The organism is Stenotrophomonas sp. 05N37, from assembly GCF_056397365.1.
In genome coordinates this window covers 104,690-125,032 of sequence record NZ_JBFTNG010000002.1, presented here as the reverse complement: position 1 = coordinate 125,032, position 20,343 = coordinate 104,690, and the positions used below count along the sequence as shown (strand labels likewise).

The following is a 20,343-nucleotide window of genomic DNA, read 5'->3' as shown; positions in this document are numbered from 1 at the left end:
GCCGAGGATGCGTATTCGATCGTTGTTGCTGTGGGCCGCGTTGGCCGTTCCGGGTGTCGGGTTCGCGCAGGAGGGGCCCGGCGCGAGCTACCTGACCACGACGCCGTTGCAGTCGCCCGCCGGGGAGCCGGCGCTGGGCACCCAGCACCGTGCCGCGGTGAAGCAGGCCATCCAGGCCAGCCTGGCCGGCAACCATGAGGCGGCCATTCCCGTGTTGACCGAGGCGGTGCGCTACTGCGACGCGCAGCAGCAGGTGCCCGGGCGCAAGGCATTGAGCTTCCAGAGCCACCGCCAGTACGCGCTGTACATGGACGGCCCTGGCCGCGGCACGCCCACCGAATGGCTGGACATGGCCTGCGCCAACGCCTACACCCACCTGGGCTACATCGAGATCGAGCGCGGCGACATCGACGCGGCGCTGCGCTGGCTGGACAAGGCCATCGCCGTGGCGCCCTACGACGTGGAGCCGCTGTGCGAAAAAGGCGCGGCACTCACCCGTCGCAAGGACTGGCAGGGTTCCAAGGCCAGTTACGACCGCGCCCTGATGCTGGCCCGCAGCCAGCCCGAGAATCGCCACATGGAAGCCCTGGCCCTGCGCGGCGTGGGCTTCGCGCACATCGAACTGGGCGAGCTGGAGAACGCGCGCGCGTCTTATATCGCCTCGCAGAAGCTCGACCCGGACAGCCCCACGGCCAAGCAGGAGCTGGCGTATATCGAGCAGTTGCAGCAGGAGCAGCGTCGGTAGTGCCAGCTGACGGAGCAGACCTCGACGATGCGCCATGCGCGCCGCTCGACTGCGCGTCGGCCGTTGCGCGCTGCCTGGGCCGGCCGACGTCCTGACGCTGGTCTGCCGCACTCAGCGGCGCGGGTGCGAGGACCCGGGCGCGGCGGCCACCCTGTCGGGTTGCACGGCGCTTCACGACGTTCAGCGTACCTGGGTGGAATCGGTGGGCAGGATGCCACGGCGCGTTATGGCAATCGGGTAGCCACGACCACGCGGCCAGGACCCACGCGTCGCTGCGGCGGCGCGCTGACGGCATTCCGGGTCATCCGGTCGCGTCGGGCAGGTGCGCACAGATCGCAGACTCCCCCTGCGTGGGGTGCGGCGGGCCGATGGACGGGTCGTGCCGGCGGTTGGCCGGCTCCACGCGACCCGACTGCACGGGGAGCCGGCCGTTGCCCAGCACACCGCGGGCGGCCGCGACGCCGGCTGGCGGGCGTCAGCCCAGCAACGTTTCCAGCACCGCCATGCGCACGGCCACGCCGTTGGCGACCTGGCGCAGGACCCACGACTGCGGGCCGTCGGCCACTTCGTCGGTGACTTCCACGCCGCGGTTGATCGGGCCCGGGTGCAGCACGGCGGCATCGGTGCCGGCGCGCTTGAGGCGCGCGGCGTCCAGGCCGTACTGCGCGTGGTACTGCTCGATCGAGGGCACCAGGCCTTCTTCCATGCGCTCGCGCTGCAGGCGCAGCATCATCAGCGCATCGGCGCCCTCCAGCAGGGCGTCGAAGTCCTGGCCGACGATGCAGCCCTTGAGGGTGTCATCGTCGGGCAGCAGCGACTGCGGGCCGCAGACGCGGATCTCGCCGACGCCCAGCGTGCGCAGGGCGTGCAGGTCGGTGCGCGCCACCCGCGAGTGCTTCACGTCGCCGACGATCAGCACCTTCATCTTCGAGAAATCACTGCCCTTGGCCTGGCGCAGGGTGAGCATGTCCAGCAGGCCCTGGGTGGGGTGTGCGCTGCGGCCGTCGCCGGCGTTGATCAACGCGGTGCCCTCGCCTGCGGCGGCAGCCAGCTGGGCCACGGCGCCGTCATCGGGATGGCGCACGACGAAGCCGCGTACGCCCATCGCTTCCAGGTTTTTCAGCGTGTCGCAGGCGGTCTCGCCCTTGCGCGTGGACGAGGTCGACGCATCGAAGTTGAGCACGTCCGCCCCAAGCCGCTGGGCAGCCAGCTGGAACGAACTGCGGGTGCGCGTGGACGGTTCAAAGAACAGCGTGCAGACCGCCGAGCCCCCCAGCACGTGGCGTTTGTTGCCGACCCGCCCGACCGCCGCATCGCGGATCTGGCCGGCGCGATCCAGCAACTGCAACAGGGTGTCACGGGGCAGGCCTTCCAGGGTCAGCAGGTGGCGCAGGCGTCCATCGGAATCGAGTTGCGAGGCGGTCATGGGCAGGGTCTGGGGAGTCAGGAAACGGGGGTGGCGTCGTCGGGACAGGACAGCCAGCGCTCGATGATCACCGCGGCGGCCACGGCATCGAGGGTGGCGGCATCGCGGCGACGCTTGCGGCCTTCGGCGCGCTCGACGGCGAACCGGCGCGCCGCCTCGACCGAGCTGGAACGCTCGTCGACCAGCACCACCGGCAGTTTGAAGCGTTCCCGCAGCTGGCGGGCGAACCCCTGCGCGCGCTTGCGGTTGGGCTGGTCCTGGCCATCCAGGGTGAGCGGATCGCCGACCACCAGGCCGTCGGGCCGCCACTCTTTGATGAGGCGCTCGACCGCGAGCCAGTCCGGCCCGTTGCCATGCACGTCCACCACGGCGATGGCGCGTGCGTGGGTGCCGAACGAACTGCCGATCGCCACGCCGATCCGGCGCGAACCGACATCGAAACCGAGCACCGTGCCATCGCGGCGGATGGTCGCGGGCGTGCCTGCGGCGGGCGCTGGCGCGGCCGGTTCAGACATGGCCGCTGTAGTCGGTGAGGCGGAACAGGTCCACGCCGATCCGCGACGCGGCCCCCTGCCAGCGCTGGTCCAGCGGGGTACTGAACAGCAGGTCGGCATCGGCCGGCACGGCCAGCCAGCTGTTTTCGGCCAGCTCGTTTTCCAGCTGGCCCTCGCTCCAACCGGCACAGCCCAGGGTGACCAGCGCATTGCGCGGGCCTTCGCCACGGGCCATCGCCTCGAGGATGTCGCGCGAGGTGGTCAGGTACACGCCTTCGCCCACCGCGAGGCTGGAATCCCAGTCGCGCGCGTCGTCATGGATGACAAAGCCGCGCTCGGGGTGCACCGGACCGCCGTTGAGCACCACCTGGCCGCGCAGCGCGGGGTCGTCGGTGACGATCTCCATCTGCGCGAGGACGTCACCCAGCGTGTATTCGGACGGCTGGTTGACCAGCACGCCCATCGCACCGTTGTCGTCGTGCTGGCAGATCAGCGCCACGCTGCGCGCGAACGTCGGATCGGTCAGCGACGGCAACGCGACCAGCAGGTGATGGGCGAGAGAGGTGGAAAGCTCGGACATGGGTCCCATTCTAACCGCTGCGCCCGGGACACGGGCGTGAGCGCTCGGCTAGCATGCGTGCTTTCCCGGAAGGATCCGCCCACATGCATGCCAGTCCGGCACTCCCCACCACCACGCGCAGTGCGATCGTGCTGATCGCCCTGCTGCAGGGCCTGATGCTGTATGCCGCGGACACGGCGACGGGCAGCTGGCCGTTCGACGATATCGGCAACCGGGTGCGCTGGTACAGCTGGGTGCTGACCGTGCCCACCGCCATCGCGCTGACCCTGGTGGAACTGCGCGATCGCCGCCTGTGGCTGCATGCCGCGCTGGCCTCGGTACTGGTGCTGGGCCTGGCCAGCTGGATCGGCTGGAACGTCGGCGGCGACGCGCCGGGCCTGGACCACGACGGGCTGTTGATGCCGTTCTCGATCAGCATGGCCATCGCCGCGTTCGTCAGCCTGCCGTGGTGGCAGTTCCGCCTGCAGGAAGGGCACTGGCACGCCCCGTACGCGGCCCTGTTCGAACGGGCGTGGCAGAACGGGCTGACCCTGGCATTGGCCGTGGCCTTCACCTGCCTGACCTGGCTGCTGCTGTGGCTGTGGGCGGAGCTGTTCGTGCTGGTGGAGATCCACTTCTTCCGCTCCCTGTTCCGCGAGGACGCATTCATCGCGTTGGCCACCGGCAGCCTGATGGGCTTCGGCGTGCTGATCGGGCGCACCCAGCACCGCGCCATCCAGATGATCCGGTCGGTAGTGTTCGCGGTCGGGCGCGGCTTGCTGCCGCTGCTGGCGTTGATTGCGGTGACCTTCGTACTGAGCCTGCCGTTCACCGGCCTGGAGCCGCTGTGGCGGACCCGCTCGGCCGCCGGCCTGCTGCTGACGCTGTCGCTGCTGCTGGTGGTGTTCGTCAACGCGGTCTACCAACACGACAACGCGAGCCCGCCCTACCCGGCCTGGCTGCGTCGTTTCATCGGTGCCAGCCTGCTCGCGCTGCCGGTCTACGCAGGCCTGGCGCTGTACGCGATGGGCCTGCGCATCGGCCAGTACGGCTGGACGCTGGACCGCACCTGGGCCCTGCTGGTGGCGCTGCTGGTGACCGGGTACGCAGTGGGCTATGCGCTGGCCGTGCTGCGCCCACGTGACCACTGGCTGCAGCGCATCGAGCCGGTCAACCGCTGGATGTGCCTGTGCGTGCTGGGCGTGGCCCTGCTGGCCAATTCACCGCTGCTCGACCCGATCCGGCTGAGCGTGAACAGCCAGGTCGCACGCCTCCAGGCAGGCGCGCCGGCCATCGACGTGATGGATGCGGAAACCCTGCGCTTCGGCCTCGGCCGACGTGGCGCACGTGCGTTGGAGGCGCTCCAGCACGACCCCGCCTTCAGCCAGGACGCCCGTGCCCGCAGCATCATCGCGGCCGCGTTGGCCAAGCAGTCGCGCTATTTCTGGGACCAGGATTACAAACAGCGGCTCACCATCACCGACCCGGTGGTGTTGCAGCAGCACATCACGCTCGCCAAGGGCACGCCCGCGCCCGATCCGGACTGGTGGCGCGCGCTGCTGGCGCGGCAGGTGGACGTGGGCAGGTGCCTGCGGTTGGACACGGCGTGCGCGGCACTGCGCCGCGACCTCGACGCCGATGGCGTCGACGAGATGCTGCTGTGCGAGCTGCAGAGCTACCTGGGCCCGCGCTGCAAGGTGCATGCACGCCAGGGAGCGACGTGGAGCGATGCCGGCAAGGTGGAGTTCCCGGTCCAGGGCAAGCACACCGCAGCGCGCGCCAACCAGAGCGTGCGGGACGGCGTGCTGGAGGTGAGCCCGCCGCGCTGGGGCCGCCTCTCGCTCGACGGTGGCCCGCAACAGAGCCTCAACGAATCGGTCCCCAAGGAACCCCGCCCATGAGTGGTTACTGCCTCATCGCCCCCGGCCATCCGGTCCACGGCCATTACCACGAGCACGAATACGGCTTTCCACAGCGCGAGGAGCGCGTAATGTTCGAGCGACTGCTGCTGGAGATCAACCAGGCCGGGCTCAGCTGGGAAACCATCCTGAAGAAGCGCGAGGGCTTCCGCGCGGCCTACTCGGGCTTCGATGTGGATGCGGTCGCCGCCTACGGCGAACGCGACATCGAACGCCTGCTGGGCGACGCGCGGATCATCCGCAACCGGCTCAAGGTGCACGCGGCGGTCCACAACGCGCAGGTGATCCAGCAGTTGCGGGCCAGCCATGGCAGTTTCGCGGCGTGGCTGGATGCACACCACCCACAGCACAAGGCGGCCTGGGTGAAACTGTTCAAGAAGACGTTCCGCTTCACCGGCGGCGAGATCACCGGCGAGTTCCTGATGAGCCTGGGTTACCTGCCCGGCGCGCACAGCCCGGACTGCCCGGTGTATGCGCGCCTGCAGACGCTGGGCGCCATCCCGGGCCGGTAACCGGCCGGTCAGACGCCCATGTAGCGCCCCGGGCGGTGGTTGAACATCAGCACCAGGCTGAGCACCACCGCACCGATCGCCGAGTACATCACCTGCGACGGGGACAACACGAAGAACGCCACGCACATCAGCAGGGTATCGAAGGACATCTGCACCTTGCCGGCACTCCAGCCGCGGGTGCGCTGCAGGTACACCGCCAGGATGCCGATGCCCCCCAGGCTGGCGCGGTGGCGGATGTAGAACAGGATGCCCAGCCCGGCCAGCGCGCCGCCCACCAGCGCCGAGTACAGCGGCGCGATGTGGGCAAAGTCGGCCCAGCGTGGCAGCAGGTCGGTGAGCACGCCGCAGGCGGTGACCGCCGCGAAGGTCTTCAGGGTGAATTCCCAGCCCATCCGGCGCACCGCCACCCAGTAGAACGGCAGGTTGACCAGCACGAACACCAGCCCGAAATTCCAGCCGAACGCGTAGTGCGCCAGGAAGGCCAGCCCGGCCATGCCGCCGATCATCAGCCCGCCCTTGGCGAAGATGGCCAGCCCCAGCGAGGCCACCAGCGTGGCCAGGATCATGCCTTGCACGTCCTCGGCGACCGAATGGCGCAGGGCCTTGTCGTCGGCGACGGTACCGGCACTGTCCGGCGGCGGGGTCAGCGGACCGGCGGTGACCAGGTGGCCGTCAGCGTCGTCGCACGGCGCGGGGCCATGGGAATCAAGGGACATGGGGGTGGGGGCTGTACGTGGGGAGCGGTATTAGACACGATCAGCGTGACAGTTGCAGGTGAAATCGATTCAGAGGGCCGACCAGCAGTGCGCGGGCGCCTCGTCAGTCGGCAACGCGAGCGAGAACACGCGCTGCCCCAGCCGCTGGCGCACCACGAACGCCCCCCGCTTCCCAGGCCGAGCGCTTGAACCAGTCGCGCTGGTCCAGCGCGGCGGGCGCGCGCATCGGGTGGCAGGCGATCACGGTCCCGCTGCGGTCGAGCACGCGCGCCTCCCAGCGCTCGCCGAAGCCCGCCCCCAGGCAGCGATAAACGCGGATCCGGCCGGCGCGGCCGGGCAGCGCCCGGCCCAGCCCCGTCATCTCGGACTCCAGCTGAAAGCCCTGGGCGCGGACGCGGGCCGCCGCCGCCCGCCACGGCTGCGGATCGGCCCCCACGCGGTCGATCAAGGCCAAGCCGTGCTGTTCGATCAGCGCCAGCACGGTGCGCTCACGCTGGGCGGGATCGGCGCGGGCGTGCGCGGCGACATCGAAGGGGTCCACGCGGACCACGCTGGCACCGGGGAAGCGCTCATAGCGCGGCTCGTCGCCGGCCGGACCGCACTGCAGGGTGAGCAGGCTTGCCCCATCGAGGACGTAATCGCGGTCCAGGGCCGCCATGAAGAGCGCGGCGACGTGGTACGCGTCGGCCCGGAACGCCAGGCCCGCCGGCTCGCGCCCGTGGCGGCTGACCGCGGGACTGGAATCCACCCGTAGTTCGTTGAGGCGCGACATCGCGGGTCGACTCCTGTCGGCGGCAAGGGCGCACAGCATGCCATCGCCGCAGGGCTTCACGCCCGGCACGGCCTGTCTCCCGACTCAGCCCACGCGTGCAGCGGCCAGATGATGTGCCACCAGCGCATTGGCATGGCCGTGGCCCAGCCCGTGCTCGGTCTTGAGGAAGGCCACCAGTTCCATGTGCCGGGCGCCGCCCTGGGCCACCAGCAGTGCCAACCAGTGCCCGACCGGCTGGCCGTAGGTCTTCTCGATGGAGGGGAAATAGGACGCCGGGCCCTTCACTGTCGGGGTATCGCTCATGCTGGCTGCCTCGCTGGACGACCCGCCGGAATGGCCGGTCCTGCACCTATGACGCCGTGACAGGCGCGGAATCGACATCTGCCTTTCATGCCGGCTGAACGCGCTGCTGCGCAGCATGAAACGGCACCCCGTCCCGCGCCTCCCTTCCCTCGCCCGGAGTCCACGACATGCCCTACCTCACCACCCCCGACAAGACCGAGATCTTCTACAAGGACTGGGGCAACGGCCAGCCGATCGTGTTCCACCATGGCTGGCCGCTCAGCGCCGACGACTGGGACACCCAGCTGCAGTTCTTCCTGCTGCAGGGGTACCGCGTGATCGCCCACGACCGCCGCGGCCACGGCCGTTCCTCGCAGACCAGCGGGGGCCATGACATGGACACCTACGTGGCCGACGTCAATGCGTTGGCCGACCACCTGGACCTGCGCGATGCGATCCATATCGGCCACTCCACCGGCGGTGGCGAGGTGGCCCATTACGTGGCCCAGGCCAAACCCGGCCGCGTGGCCAAGGCGGTGCTGGTCGGGGCGGTGCCGCCTATCATGATCAAGAGCGCGGCCAACCCGGGCGGTACGCCGAAGGAGGTCTTCGATGGGTTCCGCCAGCAACTGGCGGCCGGCCGCGCCAACTTCTACCGCGAGGTGCCGATTCCCTTCTACGGCTTCAACCGCGCCGGCGCGCCGGTCCAGCAGGGCGTGGTCGACAACTGGTGGCGGCAGGGCATGGCCGGCGCGATCAACGCGCACTACGACTGCATCAAGGCGTTCTCGGAAACCGACTTCACCGAGGACCTGAAGAAAATCGACGTGCCGGTGCTGGTGCTGCACGGCGACGACGACCAGATCGTGCCGATCGCCGACTCCGCTGAACTGTCGATCAAACTGCTGAAACACGGCACATTGAAGGTCTACAAGGGCTACCCGCATGGCATGTGCACCACGCATGCCGAGGTGATCAATGCCGACTTGCTGGCCTTCATCCGGGGCTGACCGGCCCCCGCGGCAGCGGCGCGGACGCGCCGCTGCCGTGATCGCTCAGTGCTCGCGCAGCGCTGCGAATCCTGCCCGAAGACGACGTTCACACAGCGCCGAGAACTGCGCCGCCTGTGGCGAACTGCCGGTCAGTGGCGCTGCCGCAACGAAATGATGCAGCAGGCTCCAGATCCGATGCGCGACCTGGGAGGATCGCCGAAAGACGTCCTCCACCCCCTGCAGGGGGCCGGCGATCAGATCCCGCGTGGCCAATACGCCAACGACACGCCACTGCGCGCAAGCGCCGGCAAGATACGCCAGCTCCTCCGTATCACGGGTATGACCCGGCATGAGGAAATACGCATCGACGTGGGTCAATTCATGGGCCACCTGGGAAACGGCCTCGGTAGCACGATGCTCCTCGTCGGCCAACCAGCGCACTGCCAGGCGCATGGACAGCCTTCCCGGCGCGGCAACGCTCAGCCAGCGTGCATCCCGCTTCTCGCCTACGCCGACGATATCCACGTGGATCGTGCTGACGTTGCGCCCCTGGCTGTAGCCAGCCACAAAGCTCGCCGCTGCTGCGATCCGACGGCAAAGCGCTTCGGCCTGATCCGGCTCGATACGCGGATCGCGCCAACGCACGTGGATCCGGGGTACGTCCTCTCCGCATTGGACGCGTTGCTGCGACGCCCGGGACGGGAGGGATCGTCCAGGAATGAATTGCGTGGTGATGAGATACGACACGCGCCGGGTACCGCCGTAGGAAAGACCTATCGCACCTGCTTCGGAGACCTGCCGCGTCACCTCGGCCGGAAAGTAGGATCGACAGCCCGCGAGTGACAACGCAACCACGAGCATCATGCCGCGCGCGCCGAAGCATACTTGGCAGGTACGGCCGGCAATTCGAGCGACGTGGAGGACGCACTGACCCGCGCGTGCGCGCCTCCTGGTGTGTTTCACTCCCTGCACTCGGTATCGGTGGGATACCCCGGGCAATCCGGCGTTCCGTCAAAGACAACGGAGAACCGGTTGAGCTCACGCCCTTCGTAGGACGAAATGCCCGCAATAGTCTGGGTACCCGATCCGAAGTTCGATCGGAAAGGAATGATCTCGTAGCGCACGGAATCGGCCCCTGCGCCATTGGCATAGGCCCATTCATTGATCTGATCTGGATCCCGTGCATGGATGCTGTTGCCGGAACGGGTCCAGGCGAACAAACGCGAGGAAACCACCTGACCATTGCCCCCATTGCTCAGCACGACGTTCATCGTCCCCGTCGCCGGATAAGGAATGGTGGAGCCGCTGATATCCAGAACGTAGCTCTTGGCATCCGGGGCAAGCGCGCTTCGAGCAAGTAGCGCGTCCAACACGCCGCCCTTCCGCTCCCCGCCCTCCCACTTTGCCTCAAGACTTACACTGCACTCTCCGCCTCCGCCAGCTTTGAGCGTACATCCCGCCTTGGTACTTACTGTCGAGGGCGAGTCACATGACGTCGTGGCCAAGCACAGGGGGGACAACAAGAACACCGCAACAATTCGATTCATATCCATCTCCCGTCAGCGGTCGAGTCCGCCAGAACACCTTAGGGAAATGCACCGCTCGGAAAACCGACGCCGAACTCATTGTTGAATGCGGGTCGATTGAACTTTCCGGCGGTCCGCTGGAAGTCGATACGTTGGTGCGGGCGCGCCGTGCCTCAGCGCGCCACCAGCTTCTGTCGCGCGGCGTTATAGCGGTCGCCGACGATGGCGATGCTGTCCAGCGCATCGCCGATCTGCTGCAGGTCGTCTGCATCGAGCTGCAGCGACACCGCGCCCAGGTTCTCCTGCAGTCGATGCAGCTTGGTGGTGCCGGGAATCGGCACGATCCACGGCTTGCGCGACAGCAGCCAGGCCAGGGCAACCTGTGCCGGCGTGGCGCCCTTGGCGGTGGCGATCGCGCTGATGCGCTCGACCAGGGCCTGGTTGGCCTGGCGCGCCTCGGCGGCAAAGCGTGGCACGCTGTTGCGGAAGTCGTCGGCGGCGAACTGCGTATCGACGTTGATCGCGCCGGTCAGGAAGCCTTTGCCGAGCGGACTGAACGGCACAAAGCCGATGCCCAGCTCCTCCAGCACCGGCAGTACGTCCTGCTCCGGCTCGCGCCACCACAGCGAATATTCGCTCTGCAGCGCCGCCACCGGCTGCACCGCATGTGCGCGACGGATGTTGTCCACGCCGGCTTCGGACAAACCGAAGTGCTTCACCTTGCCCTCGGCAATCAGGTCCCGGACGGTGCCGGCGACGTCTTCCATCGGCACGTTCGGGTCCACCCGGTGCTGGTAGAACAGATCGATGCGGTCGGTCTTCAGCCGCTGCAGGCTGGCCTCCGCCACCGCGCGGATGCGTTCGGGGCGGCTGTCCAGGCCGGCATCCGAATGCCCGTCCTTGAACCCGAACTTGGTGGCGATCACCAACTGGTTGCGGTACGGCGCCAGCGCCTGGCCAAGCAGTTCCTCATTGCGGAACGGGCCATAGGCCTCGGCGGTGTCGAAGAAGGTGACGCCCTGCTCCACTGCCGCGTGCAGCAGCGCGGTGGCCGTGCGGGTTTCGGTGGCCGGGCCATAGCCGAAGCTCAGGCCCATGCACCCCAGGCCGAGCGCGGAAACGCGCAGGCCGCTGTTGCCAAGTTCTCGTGATTGCATGGGAGCTCTCCTGCGCCCAGCAGGCGCGCGGTGGATGGACTGCCACCATACAGACCGCCCTAGCCGGGATTGGAGGCGTCCAGGCGCACTCGGTCATGAACCCTGATCATCAATTCAGCTCAGCGTGCCCTCAGGCAGGTTGATCGTCACCTCGCCCAGGATGATCACCAGCAGGAGCATCAGCAACAACCCGCCCCCTGCCAGGAGGATCAGGACGTGCCAGATCGTCAGGCGGTCCAGTCGCGTGCTGTCGATGCGTTCGTCGCGATGGTACTGGCGCAGCAGCGCGTTGACCGGCAACAAGGGGACGAAGCTCAGGAAGGCAAGCAGGGAGGCGGCGTTGTCGAGCCGGCCGGCCAGGGTGAGGACGAGGAACACGATGCCCAGCAGCGCCACTGGAAAGGCCAGTTCACGACGGCGGCCGCGTACCAGGTCGGCAAGCTGGGCAAAGCAGGAAAAGCACCACAGCGGGCAGAACAGTGCACGTGCCCACGGCCACAGGGATTCGCCCGTTTCGCGCTGGATGGCCTGCCAGTTCCGCCAGAACCAGTACATGGTGTAAAGGCCGAACGTCACCAGCGACATCGCGGCAAGCTTGAACGTGGAGGGCGCGAAGTACATCGGCTTGTCGGTCGCCTGCAGCAGCGCGGCACGCTGGTCCGGCGGCAGGGGCGCGGACATCGGCTGGCCCGACGAGGGCAGCGCCTGGCCCGGCGGCTTGTAGGGGTTGTGCATGTCCATATGCGGTCTTGCCTGGAAGGGTGTGGCCCGGCGGCGGCCGGTACCGCGCCCGCGATCGGGGCGCGGCGCGACTATGCCAAAGAAGAATCCGGTGCGCCAGCGGGGTGGCATGCGCCGGCCACGGGCAGGATCGTGGGGCTGCCGGTGGCCGCGTGGCGCGGTGGAGGCCTCAGCGGATCTCGGAGATTTCCACCCCGTCCAGGCCCTGCGACAGGGTGCGTGCATCGCCGCCCTGGGACAGCTTGATGCGCAGGCGCACTTCGTTCTGCGAGTCGGCGTAGCGCAGCGCGTCTTCGTAACTGATCTCACCGGCCTGGTACAGCTCGAACAGGCTCTGGTCGAAGGTGCGCATGCCCAGCTGCACCGACTCCTTCATCACTTCCTTGAGCTTGTGGATTTCGCCGTCGCGGATGTAATCCTGCACCAGCGGCGTGCCGAGCATGATCTCCATGGCGACCTTGCGCGACTTGCCGTCCGGCGAGGGCACCAGCTGCTGGGCGACCACGCCCTTGAGGTTGAGCGACAGATCCATCAACAACTGGTTGCGACGGTCTTCGGGGAAGAAGTTGATGATGCGGTCCATCGCCTGGTTGGCGTTGTTGGCGTGCAGCGTGCACAGCACCAGGTGGCCGGTTTCGGCAAATGCGATGGCGTGGTCCATGCCTTCGCGGGTGCGCACTTCGCCGATCATGATCACGTCCGGCGCCTGGCGCAGGGTGTTCTTCAGCGCCGCCTCCCAGCTGTCGGTGTCGATGCCCACTTCACGCTGGGTGATGATGCAGCCCTCGTGCTTGTGCACGAATTCGATCGGGTCTTCGATGGTGATGATGTGCCCGGTCGAGTTGTGGTTGCGGTAGCCGATCATCGCCGCCAGCGAGGTGGATTTACCGGTGCCGGTGGCACCCACGAACAGGATGATGCCGCGCTTGGTCATCGCCAGCGTCTTGATGATCGGCGGCAGGTTCAGCTCTTCCACGGTGGGGATGCGCGTCTCGATCCGGCGCAGCACCATGCCGACCTGGTTGCGCTGGTAGAAGCAGCTCACGCGGAAACGACCAACGCCGGACAGACCGATCGCGAAGTTGCACTCGTGGGTCTTTTCGAACTCTTCGCGCTGCGCCGGCGTCATCACGTTGAGCACCATGTCGCGGCTCTGCTGCGGCGTCAGCGGGGTCTGGGTGATCGGCGAGATCTTGCCGTTGACCTTGATCGCCGGCGGCATGCCGGCGGTGATGAACAGGTCCGACGCCTTCTGGTGCGCCATCAGCTTGAGGAACGAGGTGAAGTCGATGGTGGTGGTACTCATCGCGGTGTACTCCGGAAACGTAGCGGTAGGTGGAGAAAACCGGCGCCCGGCGGCCGCGGTGGCCATGCCGGGCGCCCTGCCCTGCCTCGTTGCTTATTCGAAAATCCGCTTGTCCTTGGCGTACTCGCGCGCCTGGTTGCGGGTGATCAGGCTGCGCTTGACCAGGTCCTGCAGGTGCTGGTCCAGGGTCATCATGCCCATCTGCTGGCCGGTCTGGATGGCCGAATACATCTGCGCCACCTTGTCCTCGCGGATCAGGTTGCGGATGGCCGGGGTGCCGACCATGATTTCCCACGCGGCGGTACGCCCACCGCCGACCTTCTTCAACAGGGCCTGGGAGATCACCGCACGCAGCGACTCGGACAACATCGAGCGCACCATCGGCTTTTCGCCGGCGGGGAACACGTCGATGATGCGGTCGATGGTCTTGGCCGCCGAACTGGTGTGCAGCGTGCCGAACACCAGGTGGCCGGTTTCCGCGGCGGTCAGCGCCAGGCGGATGGTTTCCAGGTCGCGCAATTCGCCGACCAGGATGATGTCCGGGTCTTCACGCAGGGCCGAGCGCAGCGCTTCGTTGAAACCGTGCGTGTCACGGTGCACTTCGCGCTGGTTGATCAGGCACTTCTGCGAGGTGTGCACGAATTCGATCGGATCCTCGACGGTGAGGATGTGGCCGTATTCGTTCTTGTTGATGTAGTCGATCATCGCCGCCAGCGTGGTCGACTTGCCCGAACCGGTCGGGCCGGTGACCAGGATCAGGCCCTGCGGCTGGTCGATCAGTTCGCGGAAGATCGGCGGCGTGTTCAGGTCTTCGAGCGTCAACACTTCCGAGGGAATGGTACGGAACACCGCACCCGCGCCACGGTTCTGGTTGAACGCGTTGACGCGGAAGCGCGCCAGCGACGGAATCTCGAACGAGAAGTCGACTTCGAGGAATTCCTCGTAATCGCGGCGCTGCTTGTCCGACATGATGTCGTAGACGAGCGCATGGACCTGCTTGTGGTCCAGGGCCGGGATATTGATGCGACGGACATCGCCGTCGACGCGGATCATCGGCGGCAGGCCTGCCGACAGATGAAGATCCGACGCTTTGTTCTTTACGGAAAACGCCAACAGTTCGGCGATATCCATGCGCTGCTACTCCCCATGACTGCTGCGACTGGAAGGTTCTTTCCCCGGGCGGCAGTATAGCGTTCCTGATCTACCGGAAAACGCCCGTGTCCGCGCTGCCCCTGCCGACGATATTGCTGAACCTGCACAACGCGGCCGCCGCCGCTGGCCGGCCAGCCCCCCGCCTGCTGGCGGTGTCCAAGACCCAGCCGGCCGACGCGGTGGCGGCATTGGCCGCCCACGGCCAGCGCGCGTTCGGCGAGAACTACGTGCAGGAAGCGGTGGCCAAGATCGACGCACTGGCCGCGCTGGGCCTGGAGTGGCACCTGATCGGCCACCTGCAGTCGAACAAGGCCGAGCTGGCCGCGCGCCACTTCCACTGGGTGCAGAGCGTGGACCGGCCCAGGCTGGTGGCGGCGCTGGCGGCCCACCGGCCGGCCGGGCTGCCCCCGCTGGAGGTGCTGGTGCAGGTCAATATCGATGATGAAGGCAGCAAGCATGGCTGCCGCCCGGATGCGGTGCCGGCGTTGGCTGCGGCCATCGCCGCCGAACCGCGGCTGCGGCTGCGCGGCCTGATGGCGATCCCGGCGCCGTGGCCGGATGCCGAGCGGCGCGCGCGGGCCTTCGAGGCCATGCGTACCCTGTTCCAGGCGCTGGCGGCGCAGTACCCGCAGGTGGATACGTTGTCGATGGGCATGAGCGGCGACTACCCGGAAGCGATCGCCCACGGCGCGACGATGGTGCGGATCGGCACGGCCCTGTTCGGTGCGCGCCCGCGCCCGGCCTGATTTTCTTTTTCCCCGGTTCCAAGGAGATCGCATGAGCGCATCCACGCTTACCTTCATCGGCGGCGGCAACATGGCCCGCAGCCTGATCGCCGGGCTGATCCGCCAGGGCACCGCGCCGGCGCACATCCACGTGGCCGAACCGGTCACTGCACTGCGCGAACAGCTGACCGCCGACTTCGGGGTGAAGACCTACGCCAGCGCCACCGAAGCTGCCGCGCAGGGCGCGGTCTGGGTGCTGGCGGTGAAGCCGCAGGTGCTGCGCGATGTATGCGCCTCGCTCACGGCATTGGCCCGCAGCCAGCAGCCGCTGGTGCTGTCGATCGCCGCCGGCATCACCAGCACCCAACTCGAGCGCTGGCTGGGCGGCAACCCGGCGGTGGTGCGGGCGATGCCCAACACGCCGGCGTTGCTGGGCGCTGGCGTGACCGGGCTGTTCGCCACCGCAGGCGTCAGTGAGGCCCAGCGCCGCCAGGCCGACGCGGTGCTGGCCAGTGCCGGGCGCACGGTATGGATCGACGATGAGGCCCGCATGGATGCGGTGACCGCGGTATCGGGCAGCGGGCCGGCCTATGTGTTCCTACTGGCCGAGGCGATGGAAGCGGCGGCGATCGCGCAGGGCCTGCCGGCCGACGCGGCGCGCACGCTGGTGGTGCAGACCCTGCTCGGTGCCAGCCGCATGCTGGACGAATCCGGCGAAGCCCCGGTCGAACTGCGCCGCCGGGTGACCTCGCCGAACGGCACCACGCAGGCCGCGATCGAATCATTCCAGGCCGACGGCTTCGAGGCCATCGTGGCGCGCGCGATCGACGCGGCAACCCGGCGCGGCCACGCGCTGTCGGCGGCGAACGACTGACCCAGGGACGCCCCCGGATTCCCGTAGAGCCGCCCCATGGGTGGCTGTGCACGGGGCCGGATCGAAGAGCAGCCACGCATGGCGTGGCTCTACGATGTGCATCCCGTAGAGCCACCCCATGGGTGGCTGCACGCGGCGCCGGAACGAAGAGCAGCCACGCATGGAATGGCTCTACGATATGCGTCCCGTAGAGCCACCCCATGGGTGGCTGCACGCGGAACCGGATCGACATACAGCCACGCATGGCATGGCGCCACGTCGTGCATCCCGTAGAGCCACCCCATGGGTGGCTGCACGCGGCGCCTGATCGAAGAGCAGCCACGCGTGGCGTGGCTCTACGATATGCGTCCCGTAGAGCCACCCCATGGGTGGCTGCACGCGGCGCCGGATCGACGGACAGCCACGCATGGCATGGCACCACGTCGTGCATCCCGTAGAGCCACCCCATCGGTGGCTGCACGCGAGGCCGGATCGAAGAGCAGCCACGCGTGGCGTGGCTCTACGATGTGCGTCTTGTAGAGCCACCCCATGGGTGGCTGGTGCGCGGCGCCGGATCGACGTACAGCCACGCATGGCATCGAGCCACGCCGCGCATCCCGTAGAGCCACCCCATGGGTGGCTGCGCGCGGCGCCGAATCGAAGAGCAGCCACGCATGGCGTGGCTCTACGATATGCGTCCCGTAGAGCCACCCCATGGGTGGCTGCACGCGGCGCCGGATCGAAGAGCAGCCACGCGTGGCGTGGCTCTACGATGTGCGTCTTGTAGAGCCACCCCATGGGTGGCTGCACGCGGCGCCGGATCGACATACAGCCACGCATGGCATGGCGCCACGTGTGCATCCCGTAGAGCCACCCATGGGTGGCTGCGCGCGGCGCCGGATCGAAGAGCAGCCACGCATGGCGTGGTGCTACGGGGCCAGCCGGGCCAGCAGGAATTCCACGAAGCTGGACAGCTTCGGCCGCGGCCGGTGGTCCGGCAGGTACACCAGGTGCAGGGGGCGCGGCTCGGGCAGGTAGTCGGCCAATACCGGCTGCAGGCGCCCGGCGGCGATGTCCTCGGCCAGCAGCACCGCCGGCTGCAGGATCAACCCGGCCCCGGCCAGCGCGGCGCGGCGCAGGCCATCCCCGTCATTGCACAGCAACCGCGAATGCTCGGACCAGTCCTGTTCGGGATGGCCACGCAGGCGCCAGCCATGCCCGCCGCGCCAGGCAAGGTGGGTGAGGCAGTCGTGGTCGCGCAGCTCGGCCGGGTGCCGCGGCACCCCGTTGCGCTGCAGGTAGGCCGGGGCCGCGCAGATCTGCATGGCATAGGCCGGCAACGGCCGCGCCACCCACTCGGCCGAACCGAGCGCGCCCATCCGCACCACGGCGTCGAACTGCTCCTCGATCAGGTCCACGCGGCGATTGCTCAGGTCCAGTTCCACGGTCACCTGCGGGTACGCGGCCAGGTACTGCGCCACCAACGGCGCCAGCACGCAGCTGCCCCAGGTGACCGGCGCGCTGATCCGCAGCACGCCCTGCGGCTGGGCCTGCAGGCCGGCCACGCTGGCCTCGGCCTGCTGCACCTGGTCCAGCACCGCGCGGCATCCGGCCAGGTAGTGACGGCCGGCGTCGGTGAGGCTTTGGCGGCGGGTGTTCCGCTGCAGCAGGCGCACGCCCAGGTGCGCCTCCAGCTGCTGGATGTACTTGCCGACCATCACCGAGGACACCGCCAGCCGCTCGGCGGCGGCGGTGAAACTGCCCTGGTCGACCACGGCCATGAAGGCCTGCATGCAGCGCAAGGTGTCCATTGATAACCACGGGTTTGCAATCTGCAAAGCATACGCCGGTTACCTAACCAGCACGGCGGGCGCAGACTGCCCACACGTCCTTCCCTGGAGCACCTCGCATGAAGATCCTTCTCGTCGGCGCCAGCGGCACCCTCGGCCAAGCCGTCGCCGCCACGCTGGGCACCCACCATCAGTTGATCCGTGCCGGCCGTCATGGCGGTGATGCGCAGGTCGATCTCACCGACGACGCCAGCGTGCAGGCTCTGTTCGCGCAGATCGGGCTGGTGGATGCGGTGATCGCCACCACCGGCCGCCTGCATTTCGGCCCGCTGGCCGACATGAGCCCGACGCAGTTCAACCTCGGCCTGCAGGACAAACTGCTGGGCCAGGTGCGGCTTGCCCTGGTCGCCCAGCACCATCTCAACAACGGCGGGTCGATCACGCTGACCAGCGGCATCGTCGGCGCGCAGCCGATCCGCGATGGCGCCAATGCCACCGCCGTGAACGCGGCACTGGAGGGGTTCGTGCGCGGGGCGGCCTGCGAACTGCTGCCGCGCGGACTGCGCATCAACGTGGTCAGCCCGAACGTGCTGGTCGAATCGCTGGACGACTACGGCGCGTATTTCCCGGGCTTCGAGGCGGTCACCGCGCAACGCGCGTCGCTGGCTTACCAGCGCAGCGTGGAAGGCGTGCAGAGTGGGCAGGTATTCAACGTGTGGTGATGTCCCCGGTAGTGCCGGCCCGTTGGTTGGCACTACCGGGCCAGCCTACCCCCACCGCTGCGCCCCATCGCCCTGGTCGCCCAACGCGTCGTCCGGATTGGTCAGGCGGCAGCGCTTGAGCGACAGGCAGCCGCAGCCAATGCAGTCGGTGAGCTGATCGCGCAACAGCAGCAGTTGGGCGATGCGCTGGTCCAGCTCGCTGCGCCACAGCGCGGACATCTTCGCCCACTCGGCCTTGGTCGGCGTCTTGTTTTCCGGCAGCGCCGCGAACGCGGTGGCCACCGCCTCCAGTGGCAACCCCACCCGCTGCGCCACGCGGATCACCGCCAGCCGGCGCAGCACGTCGCGGGCGAAGCGGCGCTGGTTGCCGGCCGTGCGCAGGCTGCGGATCAGCCCTTTGCGCTCATAGAAATGCAGCGCCGATACCGCCACGCCACTGCGCCTGGCCACCTCACCCACACTCAGTTCCTGCGCGATCACCAGCCTTGACCTCAACCATGGTTAAGGTGGCATCCTGCGCGACGCCGGGGTGCACTGCAAGCGCTCCCCTGCCCTTGCCCTTCCTGGAATCCCCGCATGTCCTCCGATGTTGCAGCCCCCACCCCGCCGGCGTCCGCTGCCGTGCCGGTGCCCTCGATCCTGTCGCCGGCCTACCGCGCCACCACGATCGGCATGGTCGCGCTGGTGGCGCTGTATGGCTTCGAGGCGCTGGCGGTGGCCGCGGCCATGCCGACCGTGGCGCAGGAGCTGGACGGACTGCGCCTGTATGCCCTGGCCTTTGGCGGCACGTTGGCCACCAGCGTGATCGGGATGACCCTGGCCGGTTACTGGAGCGACCAGCGCGGGCCGGCGCGGCCACTGTGGCTGGGGCTGGGCTGCTTCATCGGCGGGCTGCTGGTGGCCGGTTTCGCCCGGCACATGCCGGTGCTGCTGCTCGGCCGGCTGCTGCAGGGACTGGGCGCGGGCGGCATGTCGGTGGCGCTGTACGTGATGGTAGGCCGCACCTTTCCCGAGGCGATGCGGCCGCGCGTGTTCGCCGCGTTTTCCGCCGGCTGGGTGGTGCCGTCGTTGATCGGGCCCAGCATCAGCGGCTGGATCGTGCAGCACCTGGGCTGGCGCTGGGTGTTCCTGATCGTGCCGCTGCTGGCGATCCCGGCCGGGCTGCTGCTGCGGCCTGCACTGCGCGATGTGCAGGCGGCGCTGGCACCGCCGGCAGGCAAGGCCAGCGTGATCGGCTGGGCGGTCGGCGCGTCGTCCGGTGCCCTGCTGCTGTACGTGGGCGGCCAGCAACGTGGCGCGCTGGCCCTGGCATTGCTGCTGCCGGCACTGGGGCTGCTGGCCGTGTGCAGCTGGAAGCTGCTGCCCGCCGGCACGTTGCGCCTGCGCCGGGGCCTGCCCAGCGTGATCGCGATGCGCGGGATCGCCGCCTCCGCGTTCTTCGGCTGCGAAGCCTTCCTGCCCCTGCTGCTGCAACGCGAGCGTGGCCTGAGCCCCTTGCTGGCCGGGGTGGCGTTGAGCCTGGGCGCGTTGGGCTGGTTCAGCGGCTCGTGGCTGCAGGGCCACCAGCAGCGCGGCTGGTCGCGCCGGCAGCTGTTGCAGGGCGGTGCGCTGCTGATGTGCGTGGGCATCTTCGCCACCTCGTCGGCGATCCAGCCCGGCACACCGCTGTGGCTGGCGCTGGCCGGCTGGAGCGTGACCGGGTTCGGCATGGGCCTGATCTACCCCGGCCTGTCGGTGCTGACACTGTCGCTGTCACCACCGGCGCAGCAGGGCGCGAACACCTCCGCGCTGCAGTTGAGCGAAGCGCTGGCCGTGGCCACCACGCTGGCCGTTTCCGGGTCGCTGTTCGCGTTGTTCCTGCAGGGCAACGTGGCGCTGGGCTACCTGCTCACCTACGCGATCATGCTGGTGCTGGCGGTGGCAGGCGTGGTGGTTGCGCGGCGCATCTGAGCCT

The 20,343-nt window shown here is 68.4% G+C and carries 22 protein-coding genes; 8 read left to right on the top strand and 14 right to left on the bottom strand.

The window, feature by feature from the left end; all coding sequences use genetic code 11:
• Window positions 1-7 precede the first annotated feature (7 nt).
• Window positions 8-745 carry a hypothetical protein gene (locus AC1DGC_RS07170; RefSeq protein ID WP_478047527.1) on the top strand — a complete coding sequence of 246 codons (738 nt, stop codon included), beginning with the start codon at window positions 8-10 and terminating at the stop codon, window positions 743-745.
• 475 nt (window positions 746-1,220) lie between these two features.
• Here the strand turns inward: AC1DGC_RS07170 and AC1DGC_RS07165 are convergent, their stop codons facing one another.
• From AC1DGC_RS07165 to AC1DGC_RS07155, 3 genes are read right to left on the bottom strand one after another with little or no spacing between them, the layout of a single operon-like run.
• Entirely contained in the window at window positions 1,221-2,171 is a 951-nt protein-coding gene (locus AC1DGC_RS07165) for an aspartate carbamoyltransferase catalytic subunit (protein ID WP_394163902.1), read from the bottom strand.
• 17 nt (window positions 2,172-2,188) lie between these two features.
• Window positions 2,189-2,686 carry a Holliday junction resolvase RuvX gene (gene ruvX / locus AC1DGC_RS07160; RefSeq protein WP_259203642.1) on the bottom strand — a complete coding sequence of 166 codons (498 nt, stop codon included), beginning with the start codon at window positions 2,684-2,686 and terminating at the stop codon, window positions 2,189-2,191.
• Entirely contained in the window at window positions 2,679-3,245 is a 567-nt protein-coding gene (locus AC1DGC_RS07155; protein WP_259203640.1) for a YqgE/AlgH family protein, read from the bottom strand. The genes ruvX and AC1DGC_RS07155 overlap by 8 nt, the downstream gene beginning before the upstream one ends.
• 83 nt (window positions 3,246-3,328) lie before the next feature.
• Between AC1DGC_RS07155 and AC1DGC_RS07150 the strand changes: the two genes are divergently transcribed.
• Entirely contained in the window at window positions 3,329-5,125 is a 1,797-nt protein-coding gene (locus AC1DGC_RS07150; protein ID WP_478047526.1) for a DUF4153 domain-containing protein, read from the top strand.
• On the top strand, window positions 5,122-5,655 hold the full coding sequence (locus tag AC1DGC_RS07145) for a DNA-3-methyladenine glycosylase I (protein ID WP_478047525.1): 534 nt from the start codon (window positions 5,122-5,124) through the stop codon (window positions 5,653-5,655). The genes AC1DGC_RS07150 and AC1DGC_RS07145 overlap by 4 nt, the downstream gene beginning before the upstream one ends.
• 8 nt (window positions 5,656-5,663) lie before the next feature.
• On the opposite strand, the gene AC1DGC_RS07140 is transcribed toward AC1DGC_RS07145, so the two are convergent.
• From AC1DGC_RS07140 to AC1DGC_RS07130, 3 genes are all read right to left on the bottom strand, one after another.
• Window positions 5,664-6,371 carry a YitT family protein gene (locus AC1DGC_RS07140; RefSeq protein WP_259203633.1) on the bottom strand — a complete coding sequence of 236 codons (708 nt, stop codon included), beginning with the start codon at window positions 6,369-6,371 and terminating at the stop codon, window positions 5,664-5,666.
• A gap of 103 nt (window positions 6,372-6,474) precedes the next feature.
• The gene (locus AC1DGC_RS07135) at window positions 6,475-7,143 is read right to left on the bottom strand and encodes a hypothetical protein (protein ID WP_478047524.1); all 669 of its coding nucleotides are present in this window, start codon (window positions 7,141-7,143) and stop codon (window positions 6,475-6,477) included.
• Window positions 7,144-7,227: 84 nt separating this feature from the next.
• Complete coding sequence (locus tag AC1DGC_RS07130) at window positions 7,228-7,446, bottom strand: DUF4287 domain-containing protein (RefSeq protein ID WP_394163908.1); 219 nt, start codon at window positions 7,444-7,446, stop codon at window positions 7,228-7,230.
• 167 nt (window positions 7,447-7,613) lie between these two features.
• Here AC1DGC_RS07130 and AC1DGC_RS07125 point away from each other — a divergent pair, with 167 nt between their 5' ends.
• Window positions 7,614-8,435, top strand: a complete 822-nt coding sequence (locus AC1DGC_RS07125; RefSeq protein WP_259203626.1) for an alpha/beta fold hydrolase — start codon at window positions 7,614-7,616, stop codon at window positions 8,433-8,435.
• Between the two features lie 45 nt (window positions 8,436-8,480).
• Here AC1DGC_RS07125 and AC1DGC_RS07120 read toward each other — a convergent pair whose 3' ends face one another.
• The 6 genes from AC1DGC_RS07120 to AC1DGC_RS07095 all read right to left on the bottom strand — a co-directional run bounded on the left by AC1DGC_RS07120 (window position 8,481) and on the right by AC1DGC_RS07095 (window position 14,278).
• On the bottom strand, window positions 8,481-9,281 hold the full coding sequence (locus AC1DGC_RS07120; protein WP_478047523.1) for a hypothetical protein: 801 nt from the start codon (window positions 9,279-9,281) through the stop codon (window positions 8,481-8,483).
• A 95-nt stretch (window positions 9,282-9,376) separates the two neighbouring features.
• On the bottom strand, window positions 9,377-9,790 hold the full coding sequence (locus AC1DGC_RS07115; RefSeq protein ID WP_478047522.1) for a hypothetical protein: 414 nt from the start codon (window positions 9,788-9,790) through the stop codon (window positions 9,377-9,379).
• 326 nt (window positions 9,791-10,116) lie between these two features.
• Window positions 10,117-11,100 carry an aldo/keto reductase gene (locus AC1DGC_RS07110; RefSeq protein WP_394163909.1) on the bottom strand — a complete coding sequence of 328 codons (984 nt, stop codon included), beginning with the start codon at window positions 11,098-11,100 and terminating at the stop codon, window positions 10,117-10,119.
• Window positions 11,101-11,214: 114 nt separating this feature from the next.
• Window positions 11,215-11,952 (bottom strand): hypothetical protein, encoded by a 738-nt coding sequence (locus tag AC1DGC_RS07105; RefSeq protein ID WP_478047521.1) that lies wholly within the window; start codon window positions 11,950-11,952, stop codon window positions 11,215-11,217.
• A gap of 58 nt (window positions 11,953-12,010) precedes the next feature.
• Window positions 12,011-13,147, bottom strand: coding sequence for a PilT/PilU family type 4a pilus ATPase (locus AC1DGC_RS07100; RefSeq protein ID WP_228886758.1), 1,137 nt, complete (start codon window positions 13,145-13,147; stop codon window positions 12,011-12,013).
• Window positions 13,148-13,240: 93 nt separating this feature from the next.
• Entirely contained in the window at window positions 13,241-14,278 is a 1,038-nt protein-coding gene (locus AC1DGC_RS07095; protein WP_256775698.1) for a type IV pilus twitching motility protein PilT, read from the bottom strand.
• 86 nt (window positions 14,279-14,364) lie between these two features.
• Here AC1DGC_RS07095 and AC1DGC_RS07090 point away from each other — a divergent pair, with 86 nt between their 5' ends.
• Window positions 14,365-15,045, top strand: a complete 681-nt coding sequence (locus AC1DGC_RS07090; RefSeq protein WP_478047520.1) for a YggS family pyridoxal phosphate-dependent enzyme — start codon at window positions 14,365-14,367, stop codon at window positions 15,043-15,045.
• A 31-nt stretch (window positions 15,046-15,076) separates the two neighbouring features.
• Complete coding sequence (gene proC, locus AC1DGC_RS07085) at window positions 15,077-15,898, top strand: pyrroline-5-carboxylate reductase (protein WP_259203610.1); 822 nt, start codon at window positions 15,077-15,079, stop codon at window positions 15,896-15,898.
• A gap of 908 nt (window positions 15,899-16,806) precedes the next feature.
• Here the strand turns inward: proC and AC1DGC_RS07080 are convergent.
• Window positions 16,807-17,688 (bottom strand): LysR substrate-binding domain-containing protein, encoded by an 882-nt coding sequence (locus AC1DGC_RS07080; RefSeq protein ID WP_478047519.1) that lies wholly within the window; start codon window positions 17,686-17,688, stop codon window positions 16,807-16,809.
• Between the two features lie 98 nt (window positions 17,689-17,786).
• Between AC1DGC_RS07080 and AC1DGC_RS07075 the strand changes: the two genes are divergently transcribed.
• On the top strand, window positions 17,787-18,389 hold the full coding sequence (locus AC1DGC_RS07075) for a short chain dehydrogenase (protein ID WP_478047518.1): 603 nt from the start codon (window positions 17,787-17,789) through the stop codon (window positions 18,387-18,389).
• A gap of 45 nt (window positions 18,390-18,434) precedes the next feature.
• Here the strand turns inward: AC1DGC_RS07075 and soxR are convergent, their stop codons facing one another.
• Window positions 18,435-18,869, bottom strand: coding sequence for a redox-sensitive transcriptional activator SoxR (gene soxR / locus AC1DGC_RS07070; protein ID WP_259203606.1), 435 nt, complete (start codon window positions 18,867-18,869; stop codon window positions 18,435-18,437).
• A gap of 96 nt (window positions 18,870-18,965) precedes the next feature.
• Here soxR and AC1DGC_RS07065 point away from each other — a divergent pair, with 96 nt between their 5' ends.
• Window positions 18,966-20,339, top strand: coding sequence for an MFS transporter (locus AC1DGC_RS07065; RefSeq protein WP_259203603.1), 1,374 nt, complete (start codon window positions 18,966-18,968; stop codon window positions 20,337-20,339).
• Window positions 20,340-20,343 lie beyond the last annotated feature (4 nt).

Coding starts and splice junctions, on each gene's coding strand:
- AC1DGC_RS07130 (WP_394163908.1), bottom strand. CDS start 7,446: ATGAGCGATACCCCGACAGTGAAGGGCCCGGCGTCCTATTTCCCCTCC.
- AC1DGC_RS07155 (WP_259203640.1), bottom strand. CDS start 3,245: ATGTCCGAGCTTTCCACCTCTCTCGCCCATCACCTGCTGGTCGCGTTG.
- AC1DGC_RS07080 (WP_478047519.1), bottom strand. CDS start 17,688: ATGGACACCTTGCGCTGCATGCAGGCCTTCATGGCCGTGGTCGACCAG.
- AC1DGC_RS07120 (WP_478047523.1), bottom strand. CDS start 9,281: ATGATGCTCGTGGTTGCGTTGTCACTCGCGGGCTGTCGATCCTACTTT.
- AC1DGC_RS07150 (WP_478047526.1), top strand. CDS start 3,329: ATGCATGCCAGTCCGGCACTCCCCACCACCACGCGCAGTGCGATCGTG.
- AC1DGC_RS07145 (WP_478047525.1), top strand. CDS start 5,122: ATGAGTGGTTACTGCCTCATCGCCCCCGGCCATCCGGTCCACGGCCAT.
- AC1DGC_RS07125 (WP_259203626.1), top strand. CDS start 7,614: ATGCCCTACCTCACCACCCCCGACAAGACCGAGATCTTCTACAAGGAC.
- AC1DGC_RS07065 (WP_259203603.1), top strand. CDS start 18,966: ATGTCCTCCGATGTTGCAGCCCCCACCCCGCCGGCGTCCGCTGCCGTG.
- AC1DGC_RS07100 (WP_228886758.1), bottom strand. CDS start 13,147: ATGAGTACCACCACCATCGACTTCACCTCGTTCCTCAAGCTGATGGCG.
- AC1DGC_RS07165 (WP_394163902.1), bottom strand. CDS start 2,171: ATGACCGCCTCGCAACTCGATTCCGATGGACGCCTGCGCCACCTGCTG.
- proC (WP_259203610.1), top strand. CDS start 15,077: ATGAGCGCATCCACGCTTACCTTCATCGGCGGCGGCAACATGGCCCGC.
- AC1DGC_RS07075 (WP_478047518.1), top strand. CDS start 17,787: ATGAAGATCCTTCTCGTCGGCGCCAGCGGCACCCTCGGCCAAGCCGTC.
- AC1DGC_RS07140 (WP_259203633.1), bottom strand. CDS start 6,371: ATGTCCCTTGATTCCCATGGCCCCGCGCCGTGCGACGACGCTGACGGC.
- AC1DGC_RS07135 (WP_478047524.1), bottom strand. CDS start 7,143: ATGTCGCGCCTCAACGAACTACGGGTGGATTCCAGTCCCGCGGTCAGC.
- ruvX (WP_259203642.1), bottom strand. CDS start 2,686: ATGTCTGAACCGGCCGCGCCAGCGCCCGCCGCAGGCACGCCCGCGACC.
- AC1DGC_RS07110 (WP_394163909.1), bottom strand. CDS start 11,100: ATGCAATCACGAGAACTTGGCAACAGCGGCCTGCGCGTTTCCGCGCTC.
- AC1DGC_RS07170 (WP_478047527.1), top strand. CDS start 8: ATGCGTATTCGATCGTTGTTGCTGTGGGCCGCGTTGGCCGTTCCGGGT.
- AC1DGC_RS07095 (WP_256775698.1), bottom strand. CDS start 14,278: ATGGATATCGCCGAACTGTTGGCGTTTTCCGTAAAGAACAAAGCGTCG.
- AC1DGC_RS07105 (WP_478047521.1), bottom strand. CDS start 11,952: ATGCCACCCCGCTGGCGCACCGGATTCTTCTTTGGCATAGTCGCGCCG.